Here is an 18,062-nt window from a genome sequence, read left to right on the forward strand (position 1 = left end):
TGATTTTCATTGTAATATAAACGTAGAGGACTAAAAAAGGATAGACTAATCCTATTCTTCAGGTTCACCATTTTTCGTTATTCGAATAAATGTGCTGAAAAAATAAGATTATAACTTCATTCCTCTTTACCATTCCTTTGCGTTTGTTATGTTTATTTTATTTTACCGTAAACCAATTTGTCAATGATTTCCGCAAAATTAACATCTGAATACGGCTTTCCACGCTCAATATTATTTTTTAAATCAATAAGAGTATACTCCTGCCAATCCTGTAAGTTTAACAAATCCCATTTCTCCAAAAATAATGTATATAAAAAGATCTCCCTGATTTTTAAAAAGATTGGTATTTGCTGAATGAGTTCTTTGCTAATTTTGTGTTCCTTCTGATAACCTCGTAAGAAATGTTCCCAGAATTCCCTGCTAAATTGGGTGTTTTCTGATGTAAAAGAGGAAGCTTGCCAATAGGCATGATAAAAGGAAGTGGCTATGTCATAGGCAAACCAATGATAGGCACTATCATCAAAATCAAAAAGTGTCAGCCTGCCTTTATCTACAAATAAATTCCCTTGGTGAAAATCATTATGGATAAGCCCGAATAAATCAGACGTTAGTGGGAACGCAAATAAATGCTTTAAATGTTGTTTATACTTTTCTGCTATAGGTTCTGAAGTAATCCTTGGGAGAAGATTTAATAAATCCGGTTGGTTTACGGTCCACCTAGGTCTGTTTAGCTCAATGTTTTTCCCTGCATTATGCATCTTCCCCATTAAATTTCCCCAATAATAATAGAGTTCTTTGTTCCATATATCAAGATTGGTGACATCAATGGGTATTCCCTTGGCTTTTTCAAATACCACTAAAAAATATTGATTGCCTACTGTCTCAACGAAATTCCCACGAATAGATTTTACAGGCATCGATACCGGAACAGCTTTCTTCCATAAATCCTTTATAAATTCCAATTCATTTAAAATATCCTCTTTCTTCCGTCTGCTGGATGGTGAAAGTCTGAATATGAGATTACCAAGGGAATAGACGGTATTATGAAAGCCATCATTTATTGGAACTAGTTCACCCTCCGTAAACCCATATAAAGGTAAAATCTTTTCCGTAATCATTTTTCTCTCTCTTTCGTAATGAACTCTTATTTTAATTTTTTATAAATTTTATCCGCATAGCTCCCAAAACGAGAATTGGTGGTTGTTCCTCTCTTTTCCAGCAGCCTCTCCATTTCCATTCGTTTTTTTCCCAGTTTCGCTTGAAGACGTTTTTTCTCGTCTTCATCTGTTGAATTTTCCAATAATTCTTCAATTCTAAAAATTTCATTTTTTACTTCATCAGGTGAATAGCCCGCATTTTTTAATACGCGGTATGCCATTTTCCATTCATCGGACATTCCGGGAAAGTCATCTTTTAATTCCAGCGGCTGCCCCATTCCAGGGAGATTGTCGAGATCATTCTTCTTTATTGCGTCCTTAATTTTATCTTCAGCAATTTTTGAAAAATCCATTTACCTACCACCCTTTGCTCCACAAGTAAATAATTTATTCTTCCCAAAAATATATGTTGTTATCAGCTGTAAAAAACCACCATGCAAAGTGAGCATGGTGGTTTGGACATTAAGCTTCTTGTAATTTTTCGCGAAGTACCATTGGAAGGATACCGCCATGACGGTAGTAATCAATTTCAACTTCAGAATCGAAGCGAACAAGTACTTCAAATTCTTTCTTGTTGCCAGCTTCATCAGTAGCAGTAACTTTTAGGAAGTCACGTGGTTTAACGTTCTCATCCACTTGAACATCGATTGTTTCTTTACCCGTTAAACCAAGTGTTTCAGCACTTTCGCCATCTTTAAATTGAAGTGGAAGAACGCCCATTAACACAAGGTTTGAACGGTGGATACGCTCGAAGCTTTCAGCAAGTACTGTCTTAATGCCTAGAAGGTTTGTACCTTTCGCAGCCCAGTCACGTGAAGAACCCATTCCGTAATCTTTACCAGCAAGAACAATTAAGCCAGTGCCGTTTTCTTTGTATTTCATACAAGCATCATAAATCGGTGTTACTTCGCCTGTTGGCCAGTAAGTGGTTACTCCGCCTTCTGTGCCTGGTGCGATTTGGTTACGAATACGAATGTTTGCAAAAGTTCCACGCATCATGACTTCGTGGTTACCACGACGAGACCCGTATGAGTTAAAGTCACGCGGCTGAACACCTTTTTCAAGCAGATACTTACCAGCTGGAGTGTTCTTACCAATTGCTCCTGCAGGTGAAATATGGTCAGTTGTTACAGAATCCCCAAACTTCGCTACTACACGTAGGTTAGTCAAAGGCTCAACTGTACCTGGCTCAGGTGATAAACCTTCAAAGAATGGTGGGTTTGCAATGTAAGTGGAATCCTCATCCCAAGTATACAATGGCTCATTGCTAGTTTTGATATCGTTCCAACGTTCGTTATCACCGAACACATTCGCATACTCTCTGCGGAATAGTTCAGGAGTTACTGTGCGCTTAACAACATCATTTACTTCAGCAGTTGTTGGCCAGATATCCTTGAAGAATACATCGTTTCCATCTTTATCTTTACCAATTGCTTCAGAAGCAAAGTCAATGTTAACAGTACCAGCTAAAGCATAAGCAACTACTAGTGGTGGTGAAGCAAGGTAGTTACCTTTTACAAGCGGGTGAATACGTCCTTCAAAGTTACGGTTACCTGAAAGTACGGATGTAACTAATAGATCGTTTTCAGCGATTGTTTTTTCAATTTCTTCTTTTAATGGACCGGAGTTACCGATACAAGTTGTACAGCCGTAACCTACAAGGTTGAAGCCAATTTCTTCTAAATAAGGAAGTAATCCGGAATCACGAAGGTATCCAGTAACAACCTTTGAACCTGGTGCCAAAGAAGTTTTAACGAACTTTGGAACTTCCATGCCTAGTTCAACAGCTTTTTTCGCTACAAGTCCAGCACCTACTAATACGTATGGGTTAGAAGTGTTTGTACAGCTAGTAATAGAAGCAATTGCAACTGCACCTGTTTTAATGGTTGTTTCATCACCATTTTGGAAATTAACCACAGCTGACTTTTCAAGCTCATCTGCTTGTAAGCCGAAGCCTTGGTTTCCTTGTGGTGCAGAAACTGCCTTAACAAATTCTTCTTTCATTTTAGAAAGTGGAATCAAATCTTGTGGACGCTTAGGACCTGAAAGATTCGCTTCAATAACTGAAAGGTCAATTTCAACAACATTTGTATAAACTGGCTCTAAAGCTGGATCAAAGAATAATCCATTTGCTTTGCAGTATTGTTCTACCACATTGATTTGTTCTTCCTCACGGCCAGTTAAACGCATATATGCAAGAGATTCATCATCAATTGGGAAGAATCCACATGTAGCACCATATTCAGGAGCCATGTTAGCAATCGTTGCACGGTCTGCTAGTGGAAGTACAGATACTCCAGGACCAAAGAATTCAACAAATTTGCCAACTACACCTTTGCTGCGAAGAACCTGTGTTACTTTTAAAGCTAAGTCTGTTGCAGTAGCACCGTTTGGCAGCTCGCCTGTTAACTTAACTCCGACTACTTCAGGTACCGGGAAGTATGAAGGCTGACCAAGCATTCCAGCTTCTGCTTCAATACCGCCAACACCCCATCCAAGAACACCAAGACCATTGATCATGGTTGTATGGGAGTCAGTACCAACTAATGTATCTGGATATGCTTCTAATTCACCATCAGCAGTTTCTGCTACATGAACAACATCTGCTAAGTACTCAAGGTTAACTTGGTGCACGATACCTGTAGCAGGCGGCACTGCACGATAGTTATTGAATGATTTTTGAGCCCAGCTTAGGAACTGGTAACGCTCCGCATTACGTTCAAATTCAAAATCCATGTTTACTCGCAATGAGTCTGCTGAACCGTATGCATCAACCTGTACAGAGTGGTCGATTACAAGGTCAACTGTTTTCTCTGGATTAATTTTATCTGGATCCCCGCCAAGGTCTGCCATTGCTTTTCTTAAAGAAGCAAGGTCAACTACTGCTGGAACTCCTGTGAAGTCTTGCAGGATTACACGAGATGGCTTGAATGGAACGTCCACTTCTTTAAGCTCATCTGTTCCCCATTTTGCTAAGTTTTCAACGTGCTCTTTTCCGATAACACGGCCATCGTATTGGCGGAGCACTGATTCAAGTAATACTTTTACGGAATATGGCAGGTTTGAAACCTTGCCGATTCCAGCCTCTTCAAGTGCACTTAAGCGGTAATAGTGGTAGCGTTTACCGTTAACTTCAAAAGAAGTTCGTGCGTTAAATACGTCATTTTTCACCATTGTAAAGCCCCCTCATTCGTCATACATTAACTAAATTAACGAAAAGTCGAAAAGTTTGAATATTCATATCCATTCCTACTTTTCTCACAATTCTAATCTTAATACAACCTTCTACATAAGTAAATAACAAGAAAGTTATTGTACTTGATAAGTTTTCCTTATGTTTTTTATGTAAAGTGTTCATAATATTTAGAAAAATCTTATAAGAACGTGTAACTGGATTTCATAATGATTAGAATTGTGTGCAGATTTATTATCTCAAAAAACTTTTTTGTTGTCATTTATTTTCTCTAAAAAGGTAATATTATCATTATCGAAAGAGAATTCAACAGAATTCTCCTAGGAGGTGAATGGTGTGCAACGAAGAAAGTCTAATCATGTAATCCCTGGAGCGAATGCTGCTAAAGGTCAGGGGCAAGGCGCAGGTTACAATGAAGAAATGGCGAATGAACCATTAACAATAAAAGAAAAAATGAACAATAAGAAACGAAAAAAGAATCAATAATACAGTTAAAAAGCAGGAGCTCCATGTCCCCTGCTTTTTTAACTTGTTTATTCTGGAAGATTTACTTCTGCGACTATGCTCTGCAAATCTTGCTGAAAACGCTCAAGTTGTGCTCTTTGGTGTTCGGAAGCTACTTCCAGCGCATTTTCAATTTGTTGGTAGGCTTCATTCACTTCTTCTTTTAAATGCTTCAATTGATGGCCGTAACTTGCACTATCACTAATAATAGTTGCCGCAAGCCCTTGTGCCTCTTCATATCCTTGCTGAGCAGCTTGAAAAGCCTGTTGTTTGTCTTTATTGTATGGATATTGCTGCATTGACTGTTTCACTCCCCTCAATCGTTTATAACGTTAAATTGCACAGCGGAATAACAAATTATTCAGCATAAAAACTCTTCAGCATACCATCCTAACATTATAGGAGGGATGAAAAATGGTGAACAAAAATGACGGCAAGGATATGAGAAGAAATCAACCGAAGATATCTGGTCAGCCTGAGCCATTAAGCGGATCGAAAAAAGTGAAAAACCGCAACCATACACGCCAAAAAAGTAAGTCGCATCACGATATGTAACTGGTTAAACAAGTGATTACTTGGAACCATATAAATAGTTCGAACCCCCTCTAGACCGAAGAGGGGGTTCGATTTATAATTGGATTAAGGCTTGAAGTAAAAGCTTTTCTTCTTCCTCTGTAACAGTTCTTAAGTCGATGATAAATTCATCCTTTTGAATTCGTCCGATGATGGCTGGCTTACTTTCTGTTCTCAATTTTCTTCCTACCTTTTCGGCAGTAAGAGTAAGATGTTTAAGAGAAATGACCATGGTTGGAAGCCCTACATCCGGCATCGTACCCCCTCCTACTTGACTTGTATCTGGGAATATTTTCGCCTGGAAATGTTCTGTCGCTTGTAACAAGTTTGTAACAAACTTCTTCGATCTTGCGTCTAATTCATCGAGAGTAACTAATAAATCACGGATTGTGGGAATATTTTGTACACCTTGTTCTCCTCGTGCATAATCAATTAATGTACCTTCTAGTGCCGCTAATGTCATTTTATCAACCCGGACTACTCGTGCTAATTGATGTCTTTTTAGGGTATCAATGAATTTCTTTTTACCAGCAATGATCCCAGCTTGAGGTCCGCCTAACAGTTTATCCCCACTAAAGGTTACAATATCCGCACCCATTTCAATGACCTCTCTCACTACTGGTTCATCGCCGATTCCATGTTTTCTAAAATCAAAGAGTGCACCACTGCCTAGATCTTCATAAAAAATAACGTCTTGTGTTTGATTGGATAGCTTTATTAAATCTTCGGTTTCCACAGATTTAGTAAATCCAATCACTTTGAAATTACTTGTATGTACTTTCATGATAATCGCCGTTTCAGGATTAAGTGCTTTTTCATAATCATATAAATGAGTTTTATTTGTTGTACCGACTTCGACTAACTTCGCTCCACTTTCTTCCATAATTGAAGAAATACGGAACGAACCGCCGATTTCTACTAACTGACCTCTTGATACAATGACTTCTTTATTTTCTGCAAGCGCTCTTAATATCAGATATACCGCGGCAGCATTGTTATTAACAACCATTGCTGCCTCTGCACCCGTTATTTCTTTAATGAGGGCCTCTACATGGCTGTGTCTTGAGCCGCGCTCACCTTCAATAAGTTTATATTCTAGGTTTGAGTAGTTTTGTGCTGTCTCCACAACATGCTGTATAGCATGATGACTAAGTCTAGCTCTTCCGAGATTGGTATGCAGGATAGTTCCTGTTGCATTAATAACTCTTTCTAGGGTATAGGAATATTGTTTCTTTATATTAACTTGTACCAGTTGAAAAATTTCTTCAATAAATTGATTGGTATCTGGAGTTGCTCCAGTCCAGTCTCCTTTTAATAATAAATGCCTAATATGGTCGAGCGCTTCCTTAACCTGTTTTGTCAGCTGGGAAGCATCAAGACGATTCTCGATTAGAAGAGCTTCAAACTGTGCATGATTTTGCAATTCATGTACAGCAGGAATTGAACGTAACCATTCTTTCACTACAAAAACTCCTTTACTATTCCTACTTTATTCCTATTATATCATTTCACATTTTCATTCTGAATGAATAATATAAACCGAGCAAGGGGGATAGTTATGAAATCTAAAAAAAATTTACAGCCAATTGATTTTGACCTTGTGGAAAAGTGGTTAGAAAACTACTGCCTTGATCCTCTTACTTCGCAGGACGATCTGACTCAATTTCGAATAGATTTATATGAAACAGATCAAGAATGGATCGTTGAGGCATTACTTAACGAGTATAACAGCTCGGATATAAAGGTTTTTATAGAGGATAATAAGCTTGTTATAACTGCTGTTAAATCTTCCACTCCCTCTAATGAACTAAAAAAAGTCCGTACTATCCAGTTCCCCTTTCAAGTGATTAACCAAAAAGTAATGGCGCATTATATTAATGGAATTTTAGAGGTCCTTATTTCAAAGTCTGAAAAAGGCTTAGGGAAAAATTGCTATATAACACTGCCTTAAGGTTATAGCTTATGGCATGATTTTTTTGTATACAGTTAACATAATGTGATTATATAAAACAAAACACCCTCATATCTGATTTGATATGAGGGTGTTTTTTATTTTTCTGAAATTTTATTAATGATATCCTCAGTGTCAGGAAATACACCGGTATCTAGCTTGGAATAGATCTTTTCCCCATTGACAGTTACTTCAAATGCTCCGCCTGAAACAGGAATTAATTCCATTTTTCCAATCTTTCGGTTAAAGTGTGTAAACAGTTCTTCCGCGAGACTCGCGGCTTTTGGTGCGTAGTTTCATTGCATGCAAAATTCAACAGTTACTTGATATATATTCATTGTTAGTCCTCCAACTCATTTGTCCTAATTTCCTACATCACTATAGTAAAAATATTTTATCGTATGGAAATATTCCATGCAAATCTTTTGCTTCTACCCTAGTGTGTGCGATTTTTAGTGGAAACAGTTATACTAATTAATGGAGGTGGATCTAATGAGTGAGCAAGAGAAAATTCGCCTAACCTCTTTATCAACTAAAGCTGGTTGAGGCTGTAAAATTGGTCCTGAGGACCTAGCGCAAGTTTTGCGCTTATTACCTAAGCAAGAACCTGTTCCAGAATTATTAGTGGGACATGAAACGTCAGATGATGCGGGTGTTTATCAGTTAACTGACTCTATTGCCCTTATTCAAACGGTTGATTATTTTACCCCAATCGTGGATGACCCATATATGTTTGGACAGATTACCGCTGCAAATGCATTAAGTGATGTTTATGCAATGGGTGGAGAACCGAAAACAGTATTAAATATTGTCGGTTTTCCAATAAAGAAACTTGGAGCCCAGATGCTTTCTGATATTCTCCGCGGTGCAGCAGATAAAGTAAAGGAAGCTGGAGCGCTGACCGTTGGAGGCCATTCCATTGATGACCAAGAGCCTAAATTTGGACTCTCTGTGACGGGAATTGTTCATCCTGACAAGGTTTGGAAAAATGTTGGTGCCAAGCCTGGTGATGTTTTGGTTTTAACCAAGCCGATTGGCGTTGGTATCATCACTACTGGTATTAAGCGGAGTGTGGTAACACCTCAGCAAGAACAAATTGTCACAGAAACAATGGCTGAGTTAAATAAAACTGCTGCTGAAGTGTTAACAAACTATCATCCTCATGCTGTAACGGATGTAACAGGATTTGGATTGTTAGGGCACAGCAGTGAGATGGCTCGGGGCAGTGATGTAAGCTTTGAAATTTCCTATTCAAAGGTTCCAATTCTTGAAGGTGCAGTAGAGTTAGCAAGAGACGGAGTGGTTCCAGGTGGTTCAAAGTCAAATCACAAATGGATACTCGAAGATGTTGAATATGACTCCTTGCTTCCTGAAGAACAGCTAATTCTATGTGATGCAATCACTTCTGGAGGGCTGCTCGTTTCCATGAGTGAAGCAGAAGCTGTCCAATATGTGGACAACCTACATTCAGCTGGAAAACCTCATGCAGCTATTGTTGGCAGAGTTACGGAAAAGAAAGAAAAATTAATTTATGCAAAAAGATAACAGCGCAGCATTTGCTACGCTGTTTTTTTCTATAGTTGATGTTTTACAAAACCGTACAGTTTATACAAAATAGTGTACAGTTTTTACAAAGAACCATACAGTTTATACAAAAAAGTGTACAGTTTTTACAAAGAACCGTACACTTTATACAAAAAAGTGTACAGGTTCTACAAATTCGAAGGATTAACCTTTCATATGTAAACATAAAAAAAGATGACCCAATAAATAGGCCATCTATTAGTATAATTATTGGATCCCGCTCGCGTTGGTTTTATTCATGGTTAATTTATTTGTTAGTTTACTAATCATGTCTTGTGTCATTTTCGCTAAGTCATATTCGAACTTAAAGCCCCACTCTTCTTCTGCGGCAATCGCATCAATGGAATTTGGCCAGCTGTCAGCAATTCTTTGACGAACAGGATCAACTTGATACGTCAGCTCAAAACCAGGTATATGCTTCTTAATCTCGTTCGCAATTTCTTCTGGGTCAAAGCTCATCGCCGTTACATTAAACGAGTTACGGTGAATAAGCTTACATGGGTCCGCCTCCATTAAATCGATAATGGCATTAAGGGCATCAGGCATATACATCATATCCATGTAAGTCCCTTTGTCGATATAGGAAGTATATTTGCCAGTCTTGATGGCTTCATAGTATATTTCAACCGCGTAATCGGTTGTTCCCCCGCCAGGCAGTGCAACATGGGAGATTAAGCCTGGGAAACGTAGACCCCTGGTGTCGACTCCGAATTTATGATAATAATAATCGCTTAAGAGCTCGCCAGCTACCTTATTCACTCCATACATCGTAGTGGGACGCATAATCGTGTCCTGTGGAGTGCTATCTTTTGGTGTTGAAGGGCCAAAAGCACCAATGGAACTTGGTGTAAAAAATTGCGCATTAAGTTCTCTTGCAGTTTCCAGGGCATTCATTAAACCGCCCATATTTAAATTCCAGGCTAAGACGGGTCTAGCCTCGGCTGTAGCAGACAATAATGCGGCTAAGTGCATAACGGTATCAACTTTATATTTTTTTGCAACTTCACCCATTCTTTTCAAGTCAGTTACGTCAACAACTTCGAAGGGGCCGCTCTGTGCTGCTTCACTGTCATTCTTTTTAATATCAGTAGCAATTACATTATCAGTACCATACGTTTCCCGTAACTTCATCGTAAGTTCAGAACCGATTTGACCTAATGCACCTGTTATTAATATCCGTTTCATTCTTCTCCGTCCTCTTCACTTGTGTCATAAATTCTTGCCCACTGAAGGGTTTCTATAATTAAATAATGCTCATTTCCTTACCAACTTTTTCATATATAGCAATAGCCTGGTCAAGCATTTCTTTCGTATGTGCAGCTGTTGGCATATTGCGAACACGTCCTGTTCCTTTTGGAACGGTTGGGAATACAATTGCCTTTGCATATACTCCTTCATCATTCAAACGTTTGCTGAATTGCTGTGTTAATGCCTCGTCTCCGATAATACATGGCGTTATTGGGGTTTCAGAGTTCCCGATATTAAAGCCTAATTCTTTTAAGCCTTTTTTTAGATAATCGCCATTCTCCCAAAGCTTCTTATTAAGCTCTGTGCTTTCCATTAAGATTTCAATGGATTTTTTGCTTGCTGCCACATCTGCTGGTGTAAGTGATGTTGAGAACAGGAATGGACGGCTGCGTACCTTTAACCAATCAATTAAATTCTTCTTCCCTGCAACATAGCCTCCTACTACTCCAATGGCTTTTGAAAGGGTCCCAATTTGGAAATCGATTCTATCAGACAAGCCGAAATGCTTAACCGTACCAGCACCATCACCAAGGACACCTGATCCATGTGCATCATCTACATATGTAATGAGATCGAATTCTTCTGCGATTTTTACGATTTCTGGTAATAATGCAATATCGCCATCCATGGAGAAAACGCCATCGGTGATAACCATGATTTTGTTGTATTGACCAGATTCCTTTGCTGCCTTCGCCTTTGCCCGCAAGTCATCCATGTCAGAGTGGTTTACACGAATAATCTTTGCTTTTGATAAACGGCAGCCATCAATAATAGAAGCATGATTAAGTTCATCGGAAAGAATCGCATCGTTTTTATCCATAACAGCCGAAATAGCAGCCATATTACAATTGAACCCAGATTGATAGGCAATTGCAGCTTCCGTGTGTTTAAATTCTGCTAATTTCTCCTCGAGTTCCACGTGAAGTTTTAATGTTCCATTAATGGTCCGAACGGCTCCTGCACCAACACCGTATGTCTCAATTGCCTCAGCAGCTGCTTGCTTTAAGCGTTCGTCCGTTGCTAATCCCAAATAGTTATTAGAAGATAGATTAACTAATTGCTTACCATTTATCGTAATCATTGGACCATTAGGACTCTCTAATGGATCGATGACATTATATAGACCTTTACCTTTTAAATCTTCTAGGTTCTCGTTTAAAAATTGCTCCAAAATCGTACTGGACATATTTATTCCTCCTTATTGTCGCTTTTAGAAAAACAATTGTCCGTCTCAGGCGGACAGTGGAAAGTTCGTTGAATACCATTGTAAAAGGGTTTCTGTACTATACTTTATCATATTTTTTTGGAAATGTTCACACCTAGAGGACATTTCTTATGAAAAATTTTCATTTTTAGGTTATCCAATTAGAAAACAGGTTATTTTTCAAAAGCCTTAAAATAGGTATAATGGTAGGCACAGTCTTAAAGGTTGTTTGATTACAGGAAGGATGTCAAATGTGGAAGTTATTTCATCACTAATCTATACCGTCATTGTTGGCGGGTTGTTTATCTTTATTTTTATGTACCTCTATGATTGGCTTTTTGGGGAAAAACACGAAAAACAAATTCGTAAAATCCATAAATATTATGCAAAGGAGAACATACAAAAAGTTGAGATGCTTGAGCATCAGCCGAAGAAATTCACTTTGTATCAAGTCAAAAGTGACAGAGAAACAAAACGTGTGAAAATAAAGCCAGGTTATAAAGTGGTTAAAATGGTATCTAAGAAAAAAGAACCTTCCCGATGATAGGGTTGGTTCTTTTTTCTTAGATACCTGTTGGCCATGAGGCGAGACGTCGTTCACTTTTTTCGCGTTTTTTGGTTAATAAGTATTCTAGTGATTGACAGAGAAATTTTCTTGTATCACTTGGGTGAATGACATCATCGATTAGGTTTTTGGCAGCTGCCTTATATGGTGAGCTGTCAAAAGACCAGTGCTCTAATAGTTGTTTTCTTACTTCCTTAGGATCCTCTGCACGTGCAAGTTCCCTTCCATAAACAACATTTATTCCAACCTCGGGTCCAGTAAAGTTGATTTCAGCTGTTGGCCAAGCTGCAACCAAATCGCCTCCCATCCCCGGACCGCACATATTCCCATAGGCAGCACCAATACTCTTTCGAATAACAACCGAAATTTTAGGTACAGTTGAAAGAGCAAGCGCCTGATTCCAAACCATTATCTTTGTCGGCATCTTCGCCTTTTCTGCTTCGCTGCTGATCCTGAATCCAGGTGTATCATGCAGAAATATTAATGGTATATGGTAGGAATCACAGAGACAAATAAATTCAGTCGCTTTTTGACATTCCTGTGGACCCGATGCTCCAGCATACTGGTTTGGCTGACTGGCAATAATACCAACCACATGACCATTCATATGTCCGAAAGTAGTAAGCAATGCCTTGCCGAATTTCCTTTGATATTCATAAGTTTGCCCATCATCCACTAACACAGAGATAATTTTCCTCATATCGTAAACACTGTTGCTTTTCTGCGGCAGGATGGATAAAACCTCGTGAACCTGCCGGTAAGGATCATCGAGTGTTTCTCTCATCATTGGACGTTCATCTGCATTTTGCGGCATATAGGTAAGAAAGGTTTTTAACTGATTTATGCACTCTTCCTCGGTGGCACCATCATCATCGATTTGTCCTGTATATCGATGATGAACATCCACTCCGCCGAGCTCTTCAGGGGATAGAATTTGCCCATTGGCGAGTTCAAGCATCCGGGGACCAGCAATAGCCATACAAGTTCCTTGAAGCTGGGTAACGAAATCAGAAGAAACTGCTTCCCAGGTTGGACCTCCAAAGCTGTCACCTAAAATCGCAGCCATGGTTGGAACTTGCCGATGAAGGGTTAGCATTTCTCGTGGGAAAAGTTTTTCGCTAATACCATCTGAGCCCATTCCATCTGGCATTCGCAAGCCACCGCCTTCATTTAAGGCGATAATCGGCAAGCCATTCTTCACAGCAAATTCGTGAATCTTTTTTGATTTCCGAATATGAACATTTCCTTCCGTACCAGCAAATACCGTTTTATCGCCAGCTCGTATTACTGCTGGCCGGCCATTTACTTTACCTATCCCAGCAATTAGCCCATCGCCATAACTCTTATCTTCTACTCCTTTAACATCTGAAGTATTTAGCATTCCCAGCTCCATAAATGTACCAGAGTCAACTAGCTTTTCTATTCTTTCCCTAGCTGTTAAAGATCCTTTTTTATGCTGGGCTTCGATTCTTTCGGGTCCTCCTCCCAAAAGTGCTTTTTCCTTTCTTCGCTGAAGGTCATCCGTTATCTGTTTTAATACATCCATTCATTCTCTCCCTCCTAACCAGTCAGTATCATTTTTTGATTATTTTACGGATAATCTACTTAATTTTGCAGAAGTTTGATTAACTTTTTTCAACGCTTCTTGATACTGAACTTCTAGAGTATTGATGATATCCGCAGTTGACTCAATCTTATCTATTGCTCCCACCCCATGTCCAGCGGACCAAATATCACGCCAAGCTTTCGCATCTGATTTTTTCTGGAGGCCATCAAAATCAACTTTCTCCTTCTTCACTAATTGCTCCGGATCCAGCCCTTCCTTAACAATACTTGGTATAAGCATGTTTGCCTTTACTCCAGAAAATGCATCCGTTAGGATGATATCCTCTTGTGACGACTTTACAAGCATTTCACGATAATCATCATGAGCCATACTCTCAGTTGAGACGATAAATCTAGTTCCCATATACGCTAAATCAGCACCTGCAGCCTGTGCCGCTAAGATTCCATTACCGGTTGAGATACCTCCCGCTAGGACAATGATTCCATCCCAGAAGGAACGGACCATATCCACGAAGGCTAGACTATTGATTTGTCCTGCGTGTCCGCCTGCGCCGCTGGCAACTAAAATTAACCCGTCAACACCTGTTTCAGCAGCCTTCCGGGCAAATTTAAGATCGCTGACATCCGAGAAGACCAATCCGCCATATTCATGGACTATTTCGACTACGTGTTTTGGACTGCCTAGAGAAGTAATGACCAATTGTGGTTTGTGTTTTTTGATTAGCTCCAGTTCATCCTGTAGACGACTATAGGTGCTATGTACAACCATATTCATGGCCCATGGTGCAATTTTTCGGTCAGGCTCAGCATTCCTAGCCTCTGCTAATTCTTCATTTAATTGACCCATCCATTGATCGAGAACCTCGATCGGTCTAGCATTTGGCGCTGGGAATGATCCAATTACACCATTTAAACAACAGCTTTTTACTAGTTCTGGCCCAGATACTAAAAACATAGGTGCTGAAATTACCGGCAGTCTCAATTGATTCCACCAATTTTCAGGAATTGATTTTTGCATTGGATTCGCTCCTTCATTTTGAATTTTCTGAATAGATTACCTATTTTAATAGTAACTGAAAATGAATGGTTATTCAATCATAGACTGAAGCCTTTTAGATTAAATATTAAAGCGTTTTCACTACACGAACGATGCATCGCGAAAAAAACTTATCGTTCGTCTTTTGCTTAAAAAACAATTGCTTTCCTTCTTCACCATGTTATAATGAATTTAAATTTAAAAGGTATCACTCATATAATCGCAGGGATATGGCCTGCAAGTTTCTACCGGATTGCCGTTAACAATCCGACTATGAGTGGGTAATGCTTACGGCGCTATTTTGCGTCTATACATTTCGGTTATCAAGCCCAAATGTCATTGCCTCACTCAAATTTGATGTGAGCAATGGCGTTTGGGCTTTTTATTTTTTCATAGGGGGATAAACATGAGATTACTAGAAGAAAAGATTAAAAAGGATGGCAGAGTGCTTAATGAAAATGTATTAAAGGTGGATTCGTTTTTAAATCACCAAATTGATCCTCAATTAATGAATGAACTTGGAAAAGAATTTGCACAGCGATTTTCAGCAGAAGGAATTACGAAGATCGTTACGATTGAGTCTTCAGGGATTGCCCCTGCTGTGATGGCTGGATTATATATGAATGTACCAGTGATTTTTGCACGAAAAAGAAAATCAGTCACATTAACAGATGACCTTCTGACAGCAAGTGTTCATTCTTTTACGAAAAACGAAAGTAATGAACTGGCGATTGCACGAAAATTTATAGATGAAAACGATAAAGTTTTAATTATTGATGACTTTTTAGCTAACGGTCAGGCAGCTCTCGCCTTAGTGGCAATGGTCCAACAGGCAAAAGCCTCGGTTGCTGGGATTGGTATCGTTATAGAAAAGTCCTTCCAACCTGGTGCGGCAAAATTAAAAGATCAAGGATTACGAGTTGAATCATTAGCTAGAATTGCCTCTCTATCAAATGGAGAAGTTACGTTTATTACAGAGAAAATGGAGGAATTGGTCTAATGAAACAGCATCCGTTTAAAATCGCATCTTTAGGAATTCAACATGTGTTAGCCATGTATGCAGGAGCTGTCATCGTTCCTCTTATCGTTGGAGGAGCTTTGAATCTTACTGGGGAACAATTAACCTATTTAGTCTCGATTGATATTTTGATGTGCGGGATTGCTACAATATTACAAGTTTGGCAGAATCGCTTTTTTGGAATTGGCTTGCCGATTGTTTTAGGATGTACGTTTACTGCGGTTGGACCAATGATTGCCATTGGCGGTGAATATGGAATTTCAGCCATTTATGGTTCGATTCTAGTCTCTGGTTTAATCGTTGTTTTGATTGCTAGTTTCTTCAGTAAGTTAATTAAATTCTTCCCGCCCGTTGTGACGGGCTCGGTTGTTACCATTATAGGTATTACGCTTATTCCGGTTGCGATGAATAATATCGCTGGCGGACAAGGCAGTCCAGACTTTGGAAGTCTATCAAACATCAGTTTAGCTTTCGGAACTTTATTATTCATCATTCTTCTCTATCGTTTCACAAAAGGTTTTATCCGTTCTGTTGCGATTCTTCTAGGTCTTGCGGGTGGAACAATTGTAGCTGCATTTATGGGTAAGGTGAACTTTGCGGCAGTTGGGGATGCCTCATGGTTCCATATGGTCAAACCTTTTTACTTCGGTACTCCTACCTTTGAATGGACACCGATTATTACGATGACCCTTGTTGCGATTGTAAGTTTAGTTGAATCTACAGGTGTCTACTTTGCTCTAAGTGATATCACAGGGAGAAAGTTAAAGGAAAATGATTTAGCTAAAGGTTATCGTGCGGAAGGTCTTGCGATCATGTTAGGGGCATTGTTTAATGCATTCCCTTATACTACCTACTCTCAAAACGTGGGGTTATTGCAGTTAACAGGTGTTAAGACTAAAAACGTCATCTATACCATGGGTACAATGTTAGTGATCTTGGGATTCGTTCCTAAAATCGGTGCATTAACAACGGTTATTCCAACCTCTGTTCTAGGCGGAGCTATGGTAGCCATGTTCGGAATGGTTATTGCTTATGGAATTAAAATGTTAAGTAAAGTAGAATTCGCTTCACAGGAAAATCTGTTAATTATTGCTTGTTCTGTAGGAATGGGTCTTGGTGTTACCGCTGTTCCTGACCTTTTTGCACAGCTGCCTGAAAGTGTTAAAATCCTAACCAATAATGGTATTGTTGCTGGAAGTTTAACGGCTATTTTCCTAAATATTGTATTTAATGTCGCTAGACCGGCCAAACAAAGTCAGTCCGTAAATTCAAACAGTCAAAGTGTTGCTTAATTGATATAAAAAAGCTGCCTATAGTTTAATATGGCAGCTTTTTTATTCAATAAGACCTGTTCTTCTTATAGTGAAATCTAGGTTTACGTTGACTTTAGCCTCTTTAAGCATTTTGTACCATTTTTCATCCGTAAGCTTTGAATGCCGCACTGAACTTTTGTAAACTTCCCCCAATCCAACTACATCTGATTCCTTAGATTGAAAATAAGCGATGAGTTTCTCAATCTCTTTTTTCATGCTCTTATTAATTTCCTTCTCGATTAGTTTGATATTTTCAGGATTTCCAAGACTTATTTGACTAGTAATTTCTAGCAGCCGAGCGGTAAGGTTAACATTTAGATCAAATTCCACTTTTTCTTTGTTGATTAGCTTAATATCACTACTGCTGCCGATTGAATCTAAAGAGGCAACTATTTTGTTAAGTCGACGGTTAATAGGTTCTAATTTCGAAGAATCACTATTAATCTCGATATCGATACTGCCACTTTTAAATTTGTCCGTTAGGAGCGTTAAATAAAAGCTTTGTTCCGTGCTTATTTTTCCAACTAAGTTACTGCCCTTAAAAATTGCTACTCCTGAAAAAGCAATCTCCTTATTACCTTCTTTCTTAAGAATTGGTAAGACAGGATCTTTTCCTACAGTGAAATGATTATGTAAAACTTCCTGGAGGGTGGCTGACGGCATTATTTTTACCTTGGTGTTTTGATTAATAAGGTTATAGAGATGGATTCCGATATCAGGAATTTGTTTCGCTTTTAACTGTAATATATCCCGAGCTTTCCCATCAGCCATTGCCAAGTAGGTCAAATCACTAATGACTGGGTCGGTTGATAACGATTCGGCTATCCCTGTGTTTCCTTTATTAAACATACCTTCACCATATAGGATGACACGAAGCTGACCCGATGCCAGCCCTTTAGATGTCTTTTTATTTGCAGCGTTACGTATTCCCCTTATCGTTGATGATTCTGTCTCTAGAATAACAACATCATTCGTTGCAACAGGATCAATTTTTAACTCAACTAGCGTTCCTAAAATAGTGCCATTTTTCCCTGGATCGTAGCCAGATGCCGTAATAAGGCCGATTTCTTCAATTACTTTTGGTTCCGCACATCCACACAACAATAGAAAGGACAAGAAACCGCACCATAACCATCCTTTTTTCCTCATT

At 39.0% G+C, this 18,062-nt stretch carries 17 protein-coding genes, 1 pseudogene and 1 riboswitch; of the genes and pseudogenes, 7 read left to right on the plus strand and 11 right to left on the minus strand.

The window, feature by feature from the left end:
• Positions 1 to 152: 152 nt before the first annotated feature.
• From H0184_RS19230 to acnA, 3 genes are all read right to left on the minus strand, one after another.
• Entirely contained in the window at positions 153 to 1,118 is a 966-nt protein-coding gene (locus H0184_RS19230) for a phosphotransferase enzyme family protein (protein ID WP_221827641.1), read from the minus strand.
• A gap of 26 nt (positions 1,119 to 1,144) precedes the next feature.
• Complete coding sequence (locus H0184_RS19235) at positions 1,145 to 1,510, minus strand: DnaJ family domain-containing protein (RefSeq protein WP_221827642.1); 366 nt, start codon at positions 1,508 to 1,510, stop codon at positions 1,145 to 1,147.
• Positions 1,511 to 1,619: 109 nt separating this feature from the next.
• The gene (gene acnA, locus H0184_RS19240; RefSeq protein WP_221827643.1) at positions 1,620 to 4,331 is read right to left on the minus strand and encodes an aconitate hydratase AcnA; all 2,712 of its coding nucleotides are present in this window, start codon (positions 4,329 to 4,331) and stop codon (positions 1,620 to 1,622) included.
• 355 nt (positions 4,332 to 4,686) lie between these two features.
• Between acnA and sspO the strand changes: the two genes are divergently transcribed.
• Positions 4,687 to 4,836 carry a small acid-soluble spore protein O gene (sspO, locus tag H0184_RS19245; protein ID WP_192652158.1) on the plus strand — a complete coding sequence of 50 codons (150 nt, stop codon included), beginning with the start codon at positions 4,687 to 4,689 and terminating at the stop codon, positions 4,834 to 4,836.
• A gap of 47 nt (positions 4,837 to 4,883) precedes the next feature.
• Here the strand turns inward: sspO and H0184_RS19250 are convergent, their stop codons facing one another.
• On the minus strand, positions 4,884 to 5,153 hold the full coding sequence (locus H0184_RS19250) for a hypothetical protein (protein ID WP_221827644.1): 270 nt from the start codon (positions 5,151 to 5,153) through the stop codon (positions 4,884 to 4,886).
• Between the two features lie 115 nt (positions 5,154 to 5,268).
• Between H0184_RS19250 and H0184_RS19255 the strand changes: the two genes are divergently transcribed.
• Entirely contained in the window at positions 5,269 to 5,409 is a 141-nt protein-coding gene (locus tag H0184_RS19255; RefSeq protein WP_063254270.1) for a small acid-soluble spore protein P, read from the plus strand.
• A 73-nt stretch (positions 5,410 to 5,482) separates the two neighbouring features.
• Here H0184_RS19255 and selA read toward each other — a convergent pair whose 3' ends face one another.
• Complete coding sequence (gene selA / locus H0184_RS19260) at positions 5,483 to 6,889, minus strand: L-seryl-tRNA(Sec) selenium transferase (RefSeq protein WP_221827645.1); 1,407 nt, start codon at positions 6,887 to 6,889, stop codon at positions 5,483 to 5,485.
• Positions 6,890 to 6,985: 96 nt separating this feature from the next.
• Here selA and H0184_RS19265 point away from each other — a divergent pair, with 96 nt between their 5' ends.
• Positions 6,986 to 7,378, plus strand: coding sequence for an Hsp20/alpha crystallin family protein (locus H0184_RS19265; protein WP_221827646.1), 393 nt, complete (start codon positions 6,986 to 6,988; stop codon positions 7,376 to 7,378).
• Positions 7,379 to 7,476: 98 nt separating this feature from the next.
• Here H0184_RS19265 and H0184_RS19270 read toward each other — a convergent pair.
• A pseudogene (locus H0184_RS19270) lies at positions 7,477 to 7,662 on the minus strand (Rdx family protein); the annotation flags it as partial.
• Positions 7,663 to 7,870: 208 nt separating this feature from the next.
• Between H0184_RS19270 and selD the strand changes: the two are divergent.
• On the plus strand, positions 7,871 to 8,923 hold the full coding sequence (gene selD, locus H0184_RS19275; RefSeq protein WP_221827647.1) for a selenide, water dikinase SelD: 1,053 nt from the start codon (positions 7,871 to 7,873) through the stop codon (positions 8,921 to 8,923).
• 246 nt (positions 8,924 to 9,169) lie between these two features.
• Here the strand turns inward: selD and H0184_RS19280 are convergent, their stop codons facing one another.
• Positions 9,170 to 10,147, minus strand: a complete 978-nt coding sequence (locus tag H0184_RS19280) for an L-threonine 3-dehydrogenase (protein ID WP_221827648.1) — start codon at positions 10,145 to 10,147, stop codon at positions 9,170 to 9,172.
• Positions 10,148 to 10,205: 58 nt separating this feature from the next.
• Positions 10,206 to 11,396 carry a glycine C-acetyltransferase gene (locus H0184_RS19285; RefSeq protein WP_221827649.1) on the minus strand — a complete coding sequence of 397 codons (1,191 nt, stop codon included), beginning with the start codon at positions 11,394 to 11,396 and terminating at the stop codon, positions 10,206 to 10,208.
• A gap of 271 nt (positions 11,397 to 11,667) precedes the next feature.
• Between H0184_RS19285 and H0184_RS19290 the strand changes: the two genes are divergently transcribed.
• Complete coding sequence (locus tag H0184_RS19290; RefSeq protein ID WP_221827650.1) at positions 11,668 to 11,958, plus strand: hypothetical protein; 291 nt, start codon at positions 11,668 to 11,670, stop codon at positions 11,956 to 11,958.
• A gap of 19 nt (positions 11,959 to 11,977) precedes the next feature.
• On the opposite strand, the gene H0184_RS19295 is transcribed toward H0184_RS19290, so the two are convergent.
• Complete coding sequence (locus H0184_RS19295) at positions 11,978 to 13,525, minus strand: acyl-CoA carboxylase subunit beta (RefSeq protein ID WP_221827651.1); 1,548 nt, start codon at positions 13,523 to 13,525, stop codon at positions 11,978 to 11,980.
• Between the two features lie 39 nt (positions 13,526 to 13,564).
• Complete coding sequence (locus H0184_RS19300) at positions 13,565 to 14,563, minus strand: NAD(P)H-dependent flavin oxidoreductase (protein WP_221827652.1); 999 nt, start codon at positions 14,561 to 14,563, stop codon at positions 13,565 to 13,567.
• Between the two features lie 210 nt (positions 14,564 to 14,773).
• Positions 14,774 to 14,875: riboswitch (purine riboswitch) on the plus strand.
• 112 nt (positions 14,876 to 14,987) lie between these two features.
• Between H0184_RS19300 and H0184_RS19305 the strand changes: the two genes are divergently transcribed.
• Positions 14,988 to 15,581, plus strand: coding sequence for a xanthine phosphoribosyltransferase (locus H0184_RS19305; protein WP_221827653.1), 594 nt, complete (start codon positions 14,988 to 14,990; stop codon positions 15,579 to 15,581).
• Positions 15,581 to 16,891: a nucleobase:cation symporter-2 family protein gene (locus H0184_RS19310; protein WP_221827654.1), complete on the plus strand. Its 1,311-nt coding sequence runs from the start codon at positions 15,581 to 15,583 to the stop codon at positions 16,889 to 16,891. Before H0184_RS19305 ends, H0184_RS19310 begins: the two co-directional genes overlap by 1 nt.
• Positions 16,892 to 16,933: 42 nt before the next feature.
• Here the strand turns inward: H0184_RS19310 and H0184_RS19315 are convergent, their stop codons facing one another.
• Positions 16,934 to 18,061, minus strand: a complete 1,128-nt coding sequence (locus H0184_RS19315) for a Ger(x)C family spore germination protein (RefSeq protein ID WP_221827655.1) — start codon at positions 18,059 to 18,061, stop codon at positions 16,934 to 16,936.
• Position 18,062 lies beyond the last annotated feature (1 nt).

The sequence above is a fragment of the Neobacillus niacini genome (genome assembly GCF_019749295.1).
GTDB classification, from domain to species: domain Bacteria; phylum Bacillota; class Bacilli; order Bacillales; family Cytobacillaceae; genus Neobacillus; species Neobacillus niacini_D.